The following is a 15041-nucleotide window of genomic DNA, read 5'->3' as shown; positions in this document are numbered from 1 at the left end:
ATGCTCACCGAGACCTTCGTCGTCTTCCAGCGCCAGATGCGCATCCTGTTGCGCAACCCCGTCTGGGTCGTCTTCGGCCTGACCCAGCCGATCATCTACCTCGTCCTCTTCGGCCCGCTGCTGAAGAAGGTGTCGGGCGGCGGCCTCGGCGGCGACGACTCGTGGCGGATCTTCGTCCCCGGCCTCCTGATGCAGCTCGCGATCTTCGGCGCCGGCTTCGCCGGGTTCGGGATCATCCAGGAGCTGCGCGAGGGCGTGATCGACCGTCAGCGCGTCACGCCGGCGCGGCGGCTGTCGTTGATCCTCGGCCGGACGCTGTCCAACACGGTGACGATCGCCGTGCAGGGCGCCGTCCTGATCGCCGTCGCCATCCCGTTCGGGCTGGACCCGTCATGGGGCGGCGTCGCCGTCTCGCTCGCCTGCATCTGCGTGCTCGCGATCGGCATCTCGGCCGCGTCGTACGCGATGGGCCTGATCCTCAAGGACGAGGACGCCTTCGCGCCGTTCATCCAGGGCGTGTCGCTGCCGCTGCTGTTGCTCTCGGGCGTGCTGCTGCCGATGAGCCTGGCGCCGAGCTGGCTCAGCACCGCCTCCAAGATCAACCCGCTCACGCATGTCGTCGACGGGACCCGGAGCCTGTTCCGCGGCGACTTCGGCAACGGCGACGTCCTGCTGGGCGCCGGGATCGCGATCGCGCTCAGCGGGCTGCTGGCGTGGTGGGGCACCCGCGTCTTCCAGCGCCAGAGCGCCTGACCACCCGACTGCTCAGCGCCGCTTGGCGGCCCAGACGGCCCAGAGGCGGTCGCCGGTCCCGCTCAGCGAGGTCCGCAGGTCGCTCTCCGCCGGCCCGAACGCGGGCGCGAGCGAGAAGTAGGCGCGGACGATCCGCACGCGGCCGGCGTCGTCGGTCGACACCCACCCGCGCACCGCCTCCTCCGTGAAGAGGAGGGTGGTGAAGGTGCAGACGAAGCGCCCACCCGGGCGCAGGATCCGTGCGACGTCGGCGAACGTGTCCCGCGGGTGGGTGAAGGTGCCCACGCCGCCGGTGCAGAGGACGTCGTCGAAGGCGTCGTCGCCGTAGGACAGCGGCTCGTTCGGGTCGCCGTCGAAGACGACGAGCTCGTCGGGCGGGACGTCGAACTGGTCGAGCCCGGCGCCGCACAGGTCCAGGACGCGACCGTCGATGCCGAGATCGCTGTAGAGATCGCGGATCGCCGCGACCGCCGCGTCGTCGAGGCCGGCCGCGCCGGCCTGCCCGGTCGGGACCGTCTCGAAGAAGCCGGCCGGAAAGTCCGCGGTCATTGCTGGAGTGTGCCCGGTTTCCGTCCTCCCGCGCGCCTAGCCTCACCGCATCGTGCAAGCGCCGGGTGTCAGCCCACCGAAGGAGCCGCCGGAGGCGAGTCCGGCGCAGCGTCGCGGCGCAGCGACGCGAGCGCGCGTCGAGGTGGCTCCCTACGCGTTCGCCCAGACCGCGCGGCTGACCGCCGAGCTGAGCTGCTCCCACGTGCTCGCGCAGGTGCTGGTGCGGCGCGGCCTCGGCGACCCCGCGGCGGCCCGCGCGTTCCTCGCGGCCGGCGTCACCCACCCGCTCTCGGCCTGGCCCGGGCTCGCCCGGACCGCGTGGCGGGTGCTCGAGCACGTCGAGCGCGGCTCGCGGATCACCGTCCACGGCGACTACGACGTGGACGGGGTGTGCTCGACGGCGATCCTCGTACGGGTGCTACGCACCCTCGGGGCGGACGCGGACTGGTACCTGCCGAGCCGGATCGACGACGGCTACGGCCTCGCCCGCTCGACCGTCGAACGGCTCGCCGAGCGGGGCACGAACCTCCTGATCACGGTCGATTGCGCGGTGACCGCGGTCGAGGAGGTCGCGCTGGCGCGCTCGCTCGGGATGGACGTCGTGGTCACCGACCACCATTCGCCGCGCGCGGACGGCCAGCTGCCCGACGCGCCGCTCGTGCACCCGCGGGTCAACGGCTATCCGTGCCCCGACCTGTGCGCGGCGGGCGTCGCGCACAAGCTCGCGCAGGCCCTGCTGGAGGGCGCGGGGGAGGACCCGGCGCTGGCCGACGAGGACCTGGACCTCGTGGCGCTCGCCACCGTCGCCGACGTCGTGCCGCTGCAGGGCGAGAACCGGCGCCTCGTCCGCGCCGGGCTGCGGGTGCTCGCCGGCACGCGCAAGGTCGGGCTGCGGGCGCTGATGGATGTCGCGCGCGTGGACCCGAGCGGGCTCGACGAGGCCGCGATCGGGTTCCGCCTCGGCCCGCGCCTGAACGCCGCCGGCCGGCTCTACCGCGCCGACGCCGGGCTCGAGCTGCTGCTGACCGAGGATCGCGACCGGGCGCGCGCCGTCGCGCAGGAGCTGGACACGGTCAACGCCGAGCGCCGCGACGTGGAGACCCAGATCCGCTTCGCCGCCGAGGCGCTCGTGGCGGACCATCCGGAGGGCCGGGCCTTGGTTCTGGCGGGCCAGGGCTGGCACCCGGGCGTGATCGGCATCGTCGCGTCGCGGATCGCCGAGCGCCACCACCGGCCGACGATCCTGATCGCGCTCGACGGGGAGGAGGGCTCAGGCTCCGGCCGCTCGATCAAGGCCTTCGACCTGCTCGGCGGCCTGCACGCGAGCGCCGGTCACCTGCTCCGCTATGGCGGCCACAAGGCGGCGGCGGGCCTGACGATCGCCGCCTCGGAGGTCGACGCCTTCCGCGAGACGTTCCTCGAGCACGCGAACTCGGTCTTGACCGACGACGACCTGATTCCGCGGGTGCGGGTGGATGCCGTCGCGCAGGGCGACGCGCTGTCGCTGGACCTCGCCGAGGAGCTGCAGCAGCTCGCGCCGTTCGGCATGGGCAACCCGGCGGTCTCGCTGCTGGTGCCCGCGGCGACGATGAGCGAGCCGAAAGCGATCGGCGAAGGCCGCCATGTCGCCTTCACCCTCAGCGCTGGCGGCGCGCGCTCGCGCTGCGTCGCGTTCGGGCTCGGTGACGCCCTTCCCGTCGCGGAGGGCGAGCTGGCCGACGCCGCCGTCCGCCTGGAGATCGATCGCTGGAACGGTGCGGTGTCGCCGAAGCTGGTCCTGCGCCAGGCCGCGACCTGCGCCCCGCGCGGGATCGAGCTGATCGGCGAGCCGTCCTTCGCCGACGGCCTCCGGCGAGAGCTGGAGCGGGACCTGGAGGCTTCCAACGCCGCGCCCCGCGGCGGCCTGCGCATCACCCGCGACGCCCGCGAGACCGGGATCGCGGGCCTGCTCGGGGACCTCGTCGCGTCGGGCGAGCCCGTGCTCGCCGTCGCCGCTCACGCCCCGCACCGCGCGCGGGCGCTGAGCGACCGGGTGGGCGGGTTCGCGCTCACCTCATGGGCCGCCCTGGAGGACGATCCGGGGCTCGCCGCGCCGTTCACCCACGTCGTCGCCGTCGACCCACCCACACGGCACCTGCTCGACCATCCGGACGGGGAGGGGTGGACGCACCTGGCGTGGGGTACGCCTGAACTAGACTTTGCTGCACGGATTCACGAATGGGACTTCAATTTGCGCGACCCGCTGACCGTCCTCTACCGCGCCCTGCGCGCGGCGAGGCTGGTGCGCGGTGAAGCGGGTGAGGCGCTGCTGCGCGGCGACGGGCCGCAGCCACGCTCCGCGGCGCTCGCGGGCCGGCTGGTGCGGGTCCTCGCGGAACTGGGGCTCGTCGAGGTCGAGCACGCCGAACCGGCGATCGCCGTCGCCGAGCACCCGCAGCGGACCGCGCTCGAGCATTCCGCGGCGTTCGTGGCCTACCAGCAACGGTTCGAGGACGGCCAGCAATACCTGAGCAGCAGCAATCCGAGGCGAGCAGCGGCCTGAGCGACGACACCGTCACCGACGGCGATCGTCCGCTCACGGGCGGGGACGCGACGCCGGTCGCCGTGGCCGCCCACCGGCCGGTCGACCGCGCCGTGCATGGCGACGACGGCACGCTGCGGATCCCGGACGACCTGACCACGCTCGAGCACGAGCTGCTGGCGGACCTGTTCGCGATCGTCTCCGAGCACGCGGACGAGGTCGCCGAGCCGATCGACCGCAAGGCCGTGCTGGATGCGTTCCTGTTCGCCTGCGAGCACCACGCCGACCAGCGCCGCCAGTCGGGCGAGGACTTCATCACCCACCCGGTCGGCGTGGCGAAGATCTGCGCCGGGATGCGCCTGGACACGGCGACGCTCTGCGCCGCGCTGCTGCACGACACCGTCGAGGACACGACCGCGTCCCTGGACGAGGTCCGCGAGCAGTTCGGCGAGGAGATCGCCGGCCTGGTCGACGGCGTCACCAAGCTCACGGGGATCACGTTCCAGAGCCGCGACGAGGCGCAGGCCGAGAACTACCGCAAGATGATGGTCGCGATGGCCACGGACATCCGGGTCATCCTGATCAAGCTCGCCGACCGCCTGCACAACATGCGCACGCTCGGCGCGATGCCCAAGCAGAAGCAGATCGAGAAGGCCAAGGAGACCCTCGAGATCTACGCGCCGCTCGCGCATCGCCTCGGCATCCACGCGATCAAGTGGGAGCTCGAGGACCTCGCGTTCGCCACGCTGCACCCGCGCAAGTACCAGGAGATCAAGGGCCTGGTCAACCAGCAGCGCGAAGAGCGCGAGCGCTACGTCGCCAAGGCCGGCGGCTACCTGGCGAAGGAGCTCGAGGCGCTGGGCATCCGCTCAGAGATCTCCGGCCGCGCCAAGCACTTCTACTCGATCTACTCGAAGATGACCCGCAAGGGCCGCGAGTTCAACGAGATCTACGACCTGACGGCGATGCGCGTGATCGTCGACTCCGTGAAGGACTGCTACGGCGCCGTCGGCGTCATCCATTCCCTGTGGAAGCCCCTCCCGGGCCGCTTCAAGGACATGGTGGCGATGCCGAAGTTCAACATGTACCAGGCGCTCCACACGACGGTGATCGGGCCCGAAGGCCGCCCGCTGGAGATCCAGATCCGCACCAGCGACATGCACGAGACGGCCGAGTACGGCGTCGCCGCGCACTGGCGCTACAAGGAGAACACCACCCAGAGCCGGATGGACCCGACTGACGCCAAGCTGAAGTGGCTGAAGTCGCTCCTGGACTGGCAGACCGACTCCGACGACCCGACCGAGTTCACCGACCAGCTGCGCGGCGAGCTGATCGAGGACGAGGTCTTCGTCTTCACGCCCAAGGGCGAGGTCAAGTCGCTCGCCGCGGGCGCGACCCCGCTGGACTTCGCCTACGAGATCCACACCGACGTCGGCCACCGCTGCGTCGGCGCCCGGGTCAACGGCAAGATCGTGCCGCTGCACTACGAGCTGCAGTCGGGCGACATCGTCGAGATCCTCACGTCCAAGCGCGAACGCGGCCCGTCGCGCGACTGGCTCGCCCTGGTCAAGACGACCCGCGCCCGCAACAAGATCAAGGCGTGGTTCAAGGCCGAGAGCCGCGACGACTCCGAGCACACCGGCCGCGAGCTGCTCCAGGAGCACCTCAACAAGGCCGGTCTGCCCGCGCAGAAGCTGACCGGCTCGCCGCTGCTGGCCGACGTCATCCGCGAGCTCGGCTTCAAGAAGGCCGACGACTTCTACATCGCCGTCGGCGGCGCCAAGATCTCGCCGAAGGTCGTCGTCAACAAGGTCATGCAGCGCCTCAAGCAGGGCGAGGCGGGCGTGGAGGAGCCCAGCCCGGGCGAGGATCTGCTGCTGGACCGCCGCAAGGCCCCCGCGCTGCGGCGCCCGGACGGCAACGCGGCCAAGTTCGGCATCCGCGTGGAGGGCGTCTCCGACGTCCCGCTGCGGCTGGCGAAGTGCTGCCGCCCGGTGAGCGGCGACCCGATCGTCGGCTACGTCTCGCTCGGCCGCGGGATCACGATCCACCGCGACGACTGCCCGAACGTCACCGCCCTGCGCAAGGACCCGGAGCGCTTCGTCCCGGTCTCCTGGGACGGTGACAACGAGACCGGCTTCAAGGTCGAGATCCAGGTCGACGCCTGGGACCGCCACCGCCTCCTCGAGGACCTCTCGAGGACCTTCGCCGAGGCGGGGATCAACATCGTCGAGGCGCGCTGCCTCGTCCAGCACCCGATGACCCGCAACCGCTTCGTGATCGAAGTCGGCGACACCCAGGCGCTGAAGTCCGCGATCAACCGCCTGCGCGCGATCGACAGCGTCTTCGACGCCTACCGCGTCATCCCCGCCGGCGGGTAGCGTGCCGGTGGCCGGCGTGGACACGCTCGAGGCCGCCCCTGAACTTGCGGCGATGCTCGCCGTCAGCCGCCTGGTCGCCGCCGGCGGCCCGCTGGAGGCGCTGCTGGATCGCGTCGCCGCCGAGGCCGCGGGCGTCGTCGGCGCCCAGTCGGCCAGCATCCTCCTGCTCGACGGCGGCACGTCGTTCCACCTCGCCGGCGCCTTCGGCCTGAGCCCCACCTACGCCGCGCTGCTGGACCGCGCGCCCGCGCTCGCGCCCGGGCAGGGTCCCTCCGGCCTGGCGGTGCTGCACGGCCGGCCGACCGCGATCGAGGACACCGAGCAGGATGTCCAGTTCGCCCCGTGGAGGGAGGTGGCGCGGACCGAGGGCTACCGCGCGATGGTGTCGGTCCCGTTGACGTCCGGCGCGGACATCATCGGCGCGCTCAACGTCTACCGGCCGCGCCCCGGGCCGTGGCCGCCGAGTGAGCTGGCACTGCTGGGGTTCTTCGGCGAGCACGCCGCGAGCGCGATCTCGACCGCGCAGTTGATCGAGCGCCAGACCCGCCAGGTCGGCGCCCTGGCGCGGCTCGTCCGCGGCCTGCGCGAGCAGACCCACGAGCACGCGAACCGGCTGCACGCCGTGCGCGGGCTGCTCGCCCTCGGCGCGCCGGAGGACGCGCTGCGGTTCGTCGAGCAGCTCGAGACCGCCCACCACGTCGCCTACGGCCGAATCTCCGGCGCGATCGAGCACCATGTCGTCGCCGGGCTGCTGCTGGCCGAGACCGCGATCGCCCAGCAGCGCGGCATCACGCTGGAGATCGACGACGCCAGCCGGCTCGAGCGCCTGCCGCGCCGGCTGGGCGACGCCGACGCCGTGACGATCGTCGGCAACCTGCTCGAGAACGCCTTCGACGCCGTCGCCCACCTCGAACCGGAACGCCGGCGGGTGCGGCTGGCGATCGTCGACGACGGCGCGACGCTGACGATCCGGGTCGCGGATCGCGGCCCGGGCGTGGCCGAGGAGCACCGCACGGCGCTCTCGCACCGCGGGTTCTCGACCAAGGCGGGCCACGCGGGGGTCGGGCTCGCGCTCGTGCGCGACGCCGTCGCCGCGGCGGGCGGGACGCTCGAGATCAGCGGGAGCACGTTCACGGCCACGATTCCGGTGCCCTGATGGCCGCCTGGCGCACGGTGATCGTGGAGGACTCCCCGGCCGTCGCCGAGGTCCACCGCCGCCTCGTCGCCTCGGTTCCGGGCTTCGTGATCGCCGGCGTGGCGCCGACCGCCGCCGAGACCCGCCGCCTCGTCGCCCTGCACCACCCGCATCTCCTCGTGCTCGACCTCGCCCTGCCCGACGGCGACGGGCTGTCGCTGCTGCGGACCCTGCGGGCCGCGCGCGAGCCGGTCGAGGTGATCGCGGTCACCGCGTCGCGCGGCACCCAGGTGGTCCGCGACTGCGTGCACCTCGGCGTGGTCGACTACCTCGTCAAGCCGTTCGCCCCGGAGCGCCTGCGCCAGGCGCTCGGCCTGTTCGCCCACCGCATGCAGGCGTTGCACGAGGGCGAGCTGGCGCAGCAGGAGGTCGATCGCCTGTGCGCCAGTGGGCGCAAGCCCGCCCGGGCGCTGCCGCGCGACCTCGCGCCGGAGACGCTGGCGCAGATCCGGACCGAGCTCGCCGCGGCCGCCGGCCCGCTCTCCTCGGCCCAGGTCGCGGAGCGCGCCGGCGTCGCCCGCGTCACCGCGCGCCGCTACCTCGAGTACCTCGCCGCCTCGGGCGAAGCGCACTCGGACTCGGCCGCCGACGGACCCGGCCGGCCGGCGAAGACCTACACGCTTTCGGTCACGCCCGTCTGACCACAAACGCCACAATTGACGCCGGAGGCCGTAGTCTCGCGTCCGTCCGGTTCAAGGAGCGTGCCCAGGAGGAGGGTCCGTGCCAAGACTCGTCGATCTCTCGCAGGAGATCTACCAGGGGATGGGCGTCTATCCGGGCCACCTGAAGACGGTGGTCTGGGATCACGCGACCCACGCGGAGACGATCAGGCTCTTCGAGGGCGGCTTCTCGTTTCACTCCCAGGGTCTGATGATGTGCGACCACGGGCCGACGCACGTCGACGCCATCAGCCACCTCGACCCCGCCGATGGCGCGCCGAGCATCGACGAGATGCCGCTGGACACGTTCTACGGCCCGGCGCTGTGCATCGACGTCTCCCACGTCGAGCCGCCCGAGTACATCACCGTGGACGACCTGGTCCAGGCGCTGGACGCGGGAGCGCACGAGCTCGAGCGCGGCGACGCGCTCCTGATCCGCACCGGCGCGTTCGAGCGCCACGGCGGAACGGCGGAGTACACGCGCCGGTACACGGGGCTCGACGACGAGGCCGGCCAGTGGCTGTACAACCAGGGCGTGAAGGTCTTCGGAGTCGACTCGCCCAGCCCCGACAACCCGATCAGCCGCACCTACCCGGTGCACATGATGTGCCGGGCGAAGCACATCACGCACTACGAGAACCTCGCCAACCTCGACCAGGTGACCGGGCTGCGGTTCACGTTCGCGGGCTTCCCGCTGCGGATCCGCGGCGGCACCGGGAGCCCTGTCCGCGCCGTCGCCATCGTGGAGGACTAGACGCCATGCGCTATCCGAGCACCGAGCCGGTGATCGTCACCTGCGCCCTGACGGGCGGCATCCACGGCAAGGAGGCCAACCCCAACCTGCCGGAGCAGCCCGACGAGATCGTCGAGCAGGGCATCGCCGCGTGGCGCGCCGGGGCGTCGATCCTGCACGTCCACGCGCGCAACCCCGACGGCTCGAACACGATGGACCCCGCCATCTACCAGGGTCTGCACGAGCGCCTGTGCGCGGAGACCGACGCGGTCATCCAGCTCACGACGGGCGGCAGCCCGCGGCTGCCGGTCGAGGAGCGGCTGAACACCGTCCTGCTCTCGCCCGAGATGTGCTCGCTGAACATGGGCCTGCTGAACTTCTTCATCCGCGGCGAGCAGGTCTTCTTCGCCAACCACCGCTCCGACATCGAGCGCTTCGCCCACGAGATCGCCGCCCGCGACGTGCGCCCCGAGCTCGAGATCTACAGCGCCGCGATGCTCGAGGAGGTCGCGCACCTGCTCGGCCTCGGCATCCTCGAACCGCCCTACGTCCTGAACTTCGTGCTGCACACCCCGACCCAGGGCGGGACGCGGGGGACGCCGGAGAACCTGCTCGACATGGTCGCCCGGGCCCGTGCGCTCGGCGTCCCGTGGGAGGACCTGCGCATCAACGTCACCTCGATGGGCCCGACGCAGCTCCCGATGACCACGATCGCGATGGCGATGGGCGCAAACGTCCGCGTCGGCATGGAGGACAACGTCATGTACCGGCGCGGTGAGCCGCTGGAGAACAACGCCCAGCTGGTCGAGCGCGCGGCCCGGATCGCGGCCGAGCTCGACCGTCCGGTCGCCACCCCGGCCCAGGCGCGCGAGCTGCTCGCGCTGCGCGGGCGCGAGGATGGGGCGCTACCCGAGGTCCGCGGCGAGCTCCCGGTGGGGGTGCGGGCATGAAGCCGCCACCGTTCGCCTACGCCGCCCCGACCGAGGTCGGCGAAGCGGTCGAGCTGCTGGCGGCCGACGGCGCCCGCGTGCTGGCCGGCGGGCAGAGCCTGGTGCCGCTGATGAGCGCCCGCCGCGAGCATCCCGCGGCGCTCGTGGACATCAATCGCCTCAGCGCGCTGGCGACGCTCGAGACCAACGGCGACGTGCTCGCCGGGGCGATCGTCCGCGCCGACCGGCTCGCCCGCGACCCCGCGGTCCGCGGCCGCCTCGCGGTCCTGGCCGATGCCGCGGCCCGCGTCGGCCATCCCGCCGTGCGCAACCGCGGCACGGTCGGAGGCAACGTCGCCTTCGCCGATCCGGCGAACAACCTGCCGGTGGTGGCGATCGCGCTCGACGCGGAGTTGACGGTCCGCTCGGCCGGCGGAGAGCGCACGCTCGCCGCCTCCGACTTCTTCCGCGCCGCGTACACGACCGCGCTCGAGCCGGGCGAACTGCTGTGCGCCGTGCGCTTCCCGGGTCTGCCGGACGGCGCGGGCAGCGCCTACTACGAGGTCTCGGCGCGCAGCCGCGGCTGGGGCCTGGCCGGAGCGGCGGCGGCGCTGTGGCTCGACGCGGACGGGCTGATCGCCGGCGCGCGGGTCGCGCTCGGCGGGGTCGGGGACGTCCCGGTGCGCGTCGACGTCGACGCGCTGATCGGCACCGAGCCGGGCGCCGAGGCCTTCGCGGCCGCCGGCGCCACCGCCCGCACCGCGGTCGCGGAGCCGCGCGCGGACCTGCAGGCCTCCGCGGAGCACCGCCGGCACCTGGCCGGCGTCGTCGTCGAGCGAGCGTTGCGAGCCGCCGGCCAGCGGGCCGGAGGGAGGGCGTGATGGACGCGGATGTCAGAGCGATCCAGCTGACCGTCAACGGCCGCAAGCGCCACGTCGCGGTCGAGCCGCGGCGCCTGCTCTCGGACTGCCTGCGCGACGATCTCGGGCTGACCGGCACCAACCTCGGCTGCGAGCAGGGCGTGTGCGGCTCGTGCACGGTGTCCGTGGACGGGCAGACCGTCCGCTCGTGCCTGCTGTTCGCGGTTCAGGCCGACGGGGCCGAGGTCGTGACCGTCGAAGGCCTCGCCGACGGCGGGGAGATGCACCCGCTGCAAGCCGCCTTCTGGGAGCACGGCGGCCTGCAATGCGGGTTCTGCACGCCGGGGATGCTGATGACCGCGCGCGAGCTGATCGAGCGCAACCCGCAGTCCGACGAGCAGGAGATCCGGGACGCGCTGTCGGGCAACCTCTGCCGCTGCACCGGCTATCAGCACATCGTCGACGCGATCCAGGCCGTGGGAGGGAGCAGCGATGGCCACTGAAACGCTTCAGTGGGTGGGCCGCGACATCAAGCGGCGCGAGGACCCGGCGCTGCTGACCGGCAGCACCACGTTCACCAACGACTTCACGGTTCCGGGGCTGCTGCACGCCGCGGTGCTGCGCAGTCCGCACGCTCACGCCCGGATCCGCTCGGTCGACTGCTCCCGCGCGCGGGCGGTCGAGGGCGTGCTCGCGGTGCTCAGCGGCGCCGAGCTGGCGGAGATCATCGACCCGATGCCGCGCTTCTGCGCGGAGGAGGTCGTCCAGCACGCCGTCGCGCTCGAGAAGACGCGCTACGCGGGCGAGCCGGTGGCCATCGCGGTCGCCGAGACGCGCTACCTCGCCGAGGACGCGCTCGAGCTGGTCGAGATCGACTACGAGCTGCTCGAGCCGCTCGTGGACCCCGTGGCGGCGGCGCTGCCGGGCGCGGCGCTGGTGCACGAGAACCTCGGCACCAACGTCGTCTACGAGCGCACGTTCACGCACGGCGACGTCGAGGGTGACTTCGCGCGCGCCGCCCACGTCGTCCGGCGCACGCTGCGCTGGCCGCGCGTGTGCGCCTCCCCGATGGAGCCGGCGGGCGCGGTCTGCGACTACGACGCGTCGACCGGGCGCATGGTCGTGCACTCGAACTCGAACATGCTCAACTTCGCCGCCTGGGTGCTGTCGGGCACGCTGCGGCTGCAGCCGGAGCTGATCGACTTCCACCCGATGTACACGGGTGGGAGCTTCGGCTCCAAGCACCTCACGGCCAAGGCGATCTCGTTGGCGGGCGCGATGAGCAAGCTGACCGGTCGGCCGGTGAAGTTCATGGAGGACCGCGCCGACAACCTGCTGGCCAACGACTCCCAGGCGCCCGACCGGCGCTACGAGGCGGCGCTCGCGATCGACGCCGACGGCCGCTTCCTCTCTCTGCGCACCGACGTCGTCGACGACTACGGCGCGTACTTCCTGTTCGCCGTGGCCGGCAACACCAACGCGATGGCGCAGACGGTCGGGCCGTACGCGATCGGCTCGTGCGAGAACGTCGTCAAGGCGGTCCTGACCAACAAGAACCAGCAGGGCGTCTTCCGCGGCGCGGGCTCGGAGGTCCACAACTGGGTGCTCGAGCGCCTCGTCGACGGCGCGGCCCAGGAGCTGGGCATCGATCCGATCGACCTGCGCCGGCGCAACCTGATCCAGCCCGACCAGTTCCCGTACAAGATCCCGACGGGCAACATCTACGACTCCGGCGACTACCCCGCCGTGCTCGACAAGGCGCTCGCCCACGCCGAGCTCGACTTCTGGCGCGCCGAGCAGGCGCGCGGGCGCGAGGAGGGCCGCTACATCGGCATCGGTCTCGCTGCGGCCCAGCAGCGCTCGACCTATGCCTCGACCGAGTTCTGGTTCCACAACCCGGGGCCGTACGTCGGGATGTCGGCGACGCCCGAGAGCGTGCGGATCTCCGTCGGCCCGACCGGCGGCATCAGCGTGACGCTGTTCTCGCCGTTCTGGGGCAACTCGCCCGAGACCGTGGCCGCCCAGCTCGTCGCCGAGGAGCTCGGCATCGCGCCCGAGGAGGTGTCGATCGGCTACGACTCGACCGCCCACGGGCTCCCGAGCGCCGGCCCCGGCGGCTCGCGCATGACCGTGATGCTCTCCGGCGCGGTCCGGGGCGCGGCCGGGAAGGTGCGCGACAAGATGTTCCAGATCGCCGCCCACTCGCTCGAGGCGAGCCCCGAGGACATGGAGCTGGTCGACGGCTTCGTACGCGTCCGCGGCGTCGCCGACGAGGCGCGGCGGCTGTCGATCGCCGACATCGGCATGAAGGCCTACTGGATGAAGCACGAGCTCCCGGACGGCATGGAGAGCGGCCTGGAGGGGACGTTCACCTACGACCACCCGTACACGACGCTGCCGTCGGACGACCGCACCGATCTCGGCTCGTTCTATCCGATGATGGGCCACGCCGTGCACGTCGTGGTGGTCGAGGTCGACATCCACACCGGCCACGTCTCGTTCCTGAAGTTCCTCGCCGTCCACGACGTCGGCACGGTCGTGAACCCGCGCTCCCTGAAGGGACAGATCCGCGGCGGGATCGCGATGGGCATCGGCGTCACGCTGATGGAGCAGATCCGCCACGGCGCCGACGGCAGCGCGCTCTCAGGCTCCTTCGAGGAGTACCTGATGCCGCTCGCGGGCGACGTTCCGAACGTCGAGGTCCTGCACCACGAGACGCCCTCGCCGTTCACCGCCTACGGCGTCAAGGGCGGCGGCGAAGGCGGGCGGATGGTGGCGCCGTGCGCCATCACGACCGCCGTCGAAGACGCGCTGGCGCCGTTCGGGGTGCGGATCGACGCGCTGCCGATCACGCCCGAGCAGATCGTCGGCTGGGCCGCGTCGTGAAGCTCGACCACGCGGCGCTGATGATCTCCGACCCCGAGGCGGCGCGGGCGTTCTACGTCGGGGTGCTCGGCTTGGAGGAGGTCGAGCGGCCCGTCACCTTCACGTTCCCGGGCCTGTGGGTCGCCGTGGGCGACCGGCAGCTGCACCTGGTCGGCGAGGCGGAGGCGGGGAGGACGCGGGAGACGCATCCCGGCTACCGGTCGGAGGAGCTGGCGACCGGCTACGCGAGCCACTTCGCGATCCTCGTCGACGACCTGGAGGGATACCTCGAGGGGGTCAGGACCCGCGGGGGCGTGGTGGTCGGTGGGCCGCGCCCCCGCGGGGACGGTGTGCTGCAGGCCTACGTGACCGATCCGGACGGCAACGTCGTCGAGCTGATGCAGACGGGCGTCGCCGTGACGGGCGACGAGCCGGAGATCGGCGTGCCGAAGTTGCTCTAGCGAGCGAGCAGGAGGCTGGCGCGCACGAGGTCGCGCTGGCGATCGTGCGCGGCCCGGCCCGGCTTCAGGGCGGCGGCGACAACGCTGGGAAGCTTGGGCTGCGGGTGGGTGGCGGGCATGGAAAGAATGGTCTCGCGCCGCCGAGATGAGAGCCAGGCGACTACCTGGTCAATCGACGTGGGGCTGGCCGAACGTACGAAGAGTTAGCTGACGACGGTCAACGCGCCCGGGTCGACCCTGAAGCGCGCTTCGAGCACGTCGTCGATGTGGTCGCCGTCGACCTGGATCGGGATCGCGCGGTCGTCGGTCGAGCGCACGACGGCCTCGCTGAACGCGCCGAAGGCGTCGATCCCCTTGTGGGCGGCGATCCGCGCCGCGCCGCTGAGCGCGCGGAACGTCACGGTCGGCACGTCATAGGGCCGCGCGCGGGTCAGCACGACGCCCGCCAGATTGCCGGAGTCAAAGCGCGCGCCCTCGACCAGCGGGATCGGGCGGTCGTTGAAGTAGGTGTAGTTCTCGGCGTTCTGCACGAACAGCGAGACGCCGGCGACGGTCCGCCCGTCGACCTGGACCTCCAGGCGCGGCGGGTTGACGACGTACTTGTGCAGGAACGTCACGATCGCGCACTCGACGAAGTAGAACGGGCCGAAGCGCTTCTTCAGCCGCGGGTTGCGGTCGACGCGCTCGACCACGGAGGCGTCGAGGCCCATGCCGGCGGCGAACGTGAAGTGGCGGCCGTTGACGATCCCGAGGTCCACCTTGCGCGGCTCCCAGCGGTCCGCGAGGTGCAGGAGGTGCTCGGTGGCGTCGACGAGATCGGTCGGGATGCCGAGGAGCTTGGCCACGACGTTGTTGGACCCGCCGGGGAGGCAGGTCAGCGCGGTGTCGGATCCGGCGAGGCCGTTGGCGGCCTCGTTGACGGTGCCGTCGCCGCCGAACGCGACGACCACGTCATAGCCCTGCTCGGCGGCCTCGCGGCACAGCTCGATCGCGTGACCCTTGGCGTCGGTGTTGCGCGTCGTGACCTCGTAGCGGCCCTGGAGCGCGTACACGACCAGGCCCTTCACCCGCTCGGACATCTTCGTCGCGACCGGGTTGATGATCACGAGCATGCGTTTTGGGCGCTCGTCTCCCG

14 protein-coding genes are annotated in these 15041 nt (G+C 72.2%); 11 read left to right on the top strand and 3 right to left on the bottom strand.

What is annotated here, in order from left to right; translation table 11 throughout:
- Entirely contained in the window at positions 1–753 is a 753-nt protein-coding gene (locus OM076_RS25310; protein ID WP_270042882.1) for an ABC transporter permease, read from the top strand.
- A gap of 12 nt (positions 754–765) precedes the next feature.
- Here OM076_RS25310 and OM076_RS25305 read toward each other — a convergent pair whose 3' ends face one another.
- Entirely contained in the window at positions 766–1302 is a 537-nt protein-coding gene (locus tag OM076_RS25305; RefSeq protein WP_270042881.1) for a class I SAM-dependent methyltransferase, read from the bottom strand.
- A gap of 52 nt (positions 1303–1354) precedes the next feature.
- Between OM076_RS25305 and recJ the strand changes: the two genes are divergently transcribed.
- The 10 genes from recJ to OM076_RS25255 all read left to right on the top strand — a co-directional run bounded on the left by recJ (position 1355) and on the right by OM076_RS25255 (position 13906).
- On the top strand, positions 1355–3844 hold the full coding sequence (recJ, locus tag OM076_RS25300) for a single-stranded-DNA-specific exonuclease RecJ (RefSeq protein WP_270042880.1): 2490 nt from the start codon (positions 1355–1357) through the stop codon (positions 3842–3844).
- A gap of 62 nt (positions 3845–3906) precedes the next feature.
- Positions 3907–6204, top strand: a complete 2298-nt coding sequence (locus tag OM076_RS25295) for a RelA/SpoT family protein (RefSeq protein ID WP_270042879.1) — start codon at positions 3907–3909, stop codon at positions 6202–6204.
- A gap of 7 nt (positions 6205–6211) precedes the next feature.
- A complete protein-coding gene (locus OM076_RS25290; RefSeq protein ID WP_270042878.1) occupies positions 6212–7360 on the top strand; it encodes a GAF domain-containing protein in 1149 nt (382 codons plus the stop codon).
- Positions 7360–8040, top strand: coding sequence for a response regulator (locus tag OM076_RS25285; protein ID WP_270042877.1), 681 nt, complete (start codon positions 7360–7362; stop codon positions 8038–8040). Before OM076_RS25290 ends, OM076_RS25285 begins: the two co-directional genes overlap by 1 nt.
- A 79-nt stretch (positions 8041–8119) precedes the next feature.
- On the top strand, positions 8120–8812 hold the full coding sequence (locus OM076_RS25280; RefSeq protein ID WP_270042876.1) for a cyclase family protein: 693 nt from the start codon (positions 8120–8122) through the stop codon (positions 8810–8812).
- A 5-nt stretch (positions 8813–8817) separates the two neighbouring features.
- Complete coding sequence (locus OM076_RS25275) at positions 8818–9741, top strand: beta-keto acid cleavage family enzyme (RefSeq protein WP_270042875.1); 924 nt, start codon at positions 8818–8820, stop codon at positions 9739–9741.
- Positions 9738–10601 carry an FAD binding domain-containing protein gene (locus OM076_RS25270; RefSeq protein ID WP_270042874.1) on the top strand — a complete coding sequence of 288 codons (864 nt, stop codon included), beginning with the start codon at positions 9738–9740 and terminating at the stop codon, positions 10599–10601. The genes OM076_RS25275 and OM076_RS25270 overlap by 4 nt, the downstream gene beginning before the upstream one ends.
- The gene (locus OM076_RS25265; RefSeq protein ID WP_270042873.1) at positions 10601–11083 is read left to right on the top strand and encodes a (2Fe-2S)-binding protein; all 483 of its coding nucleotides are present in this window, start codon (positions 10601–10603) and stop codon (positions 11081–11083) included. The genes OM076_RS25270 and OM076_RS25265 overlap by 1 nt, the downstream gene beginning before the upstream one ends.
- Positions 11073–13466 (top strand): xanthine dehydrogenase family protein molybdopterin-binding subunit, encoded by a 2394-nt coding sequence (locus tag OM076_RS25260; RefSeq protein WP_270042872.1) that lies wholly within the window; start codon positions 11073–11075, stop codon positions 13464–13466. The genes OM076_RS25265 and OM076_RS25260 overlap by 11 nt, the downstream gene beginning before the upstream one ends.
- Positions 13463–13906, top strand: coding sequence for a VOC family protein (locus OM076_RS25255; protein WP_270042871.1), 444 nt, complete (start codon positions 13463–13465; stop codon positions 13904–13906). The genes OM076_RS25260 and OM076_RS25255 overlap by 4 nt, the downstream gene beginning before the upstream one ends.
- Here OM076_RS25255 and OM076_RS25250 read toward each other — a convergent pair.
- Together OM076_RS25250 and OM076_RS25245 are read right to left on the bottom strand one after the other, a co-directional pair.
- Entirely contained in the window at positions 13903–14025 is a 123-nt protein-coding gene (locus OM076_RS25250) for a hypothetical protein (RefSeq protein ID WP_270042870.1), read from the bottom strand. The two genes, OM076_RS25255 and OM076_RS25250, sit on opposite strands and share 4 nt — an antisense overlap.
- A gap of 84 nt (positions 14026–14109) precedes the next feature.
- Positions 14110–15018 carry a diacylglycerol/lipid kinase family protein gene (locus OM076_RS25245; protein WP_270042869.1) on the bottom strand — a complete coding sequence of 303 codons (909 nt, stop codon included), beginning with the start codon at positions 15016–15018 and terminating at the stop codon, positions 14110–14112.
- Between the last annotated feature and the right edge of the window lie 23 nt (positions 15019–15041).

The sequence above is a fragment of the Solirubrobacter ginsenosidimutans genome, from assembly GCF_027587205.1.
Note: the sequence above shows the minus strand (reverse complement) of the source record. Positions and strands in the feature narration are given on the sequence as shown.

What these genes read in the sequence shown, in the direction of transcription:
- OM076_RS25285 (WP_270042877.1), top strand. Translation starts at nt 7,360, where the DNA reads ATGGCCGCCTGGCGCACGGTGATCGTGGAGGACTCCCCGGCCGTCGCC.
- OM076_RS25275 (WP_270042875.1), top strand. Translation starts at nt 8,818, where the DNA reads ATGCGCTATCCGAGCACCGAGCCGGTGATCGTCACCTGCGCCCTGACG.
- OM076_RS25250 (WP_270042870.1), bottom strand. Translation starts at nt 14,025, where the DNA reads ATGCCCGCCACCCACCCGCAGCCCAAGCTTCCCAGCGTTGTCGCCGCC.
- OM076_RS25245 (WP_270042869.1), bottom strand. Translation starts at nt 15,018, where the DNA reads ATGCTCGTGATCATCAACCCGGTCGCGACGAAGATGTCCGAGCGGGTG.
- OM076_RS25305 (WP_270042881.1), bottom strand. Translation starts at nt 1,302, where the DNA reads ATGACCGCGGACTTTCCGGCCGGCTTCTTCGAGACGGTCCCGACCGGG.
- OM076_RS25270 (WP_270042874.1), top strand. Translation starts at nt 9,738, where the DNA reads ATGAAGCCGCCACCGTTCGCCTACGCCGCCCCGACCGAGGTCGGCGAA.
- OM076_RS25265 (WP_270042873.1), top strand. Translation starts at nt 10,601, where the DNA reads ATGGACGCGGATGTCAGAGCGATCCAGCTGACCGTCAACGGCCGCAAG.
- OM076_RS25260 (WP_270042872.1), top strand. Translation starts at nt 11,073, where the DNA reads ATGGCCACTGAAACGCTTCAGTGGGTGGGCCGCGACATCAAGCGGCGC.
- OM076_RS25310 (WP_270042882.1), top strand. Translation starts at nt 1, where the DNA reads ATGCTCACCGAGACCTTCGTCGTCTTCCAGCGCCAGATGCGCATCCTG.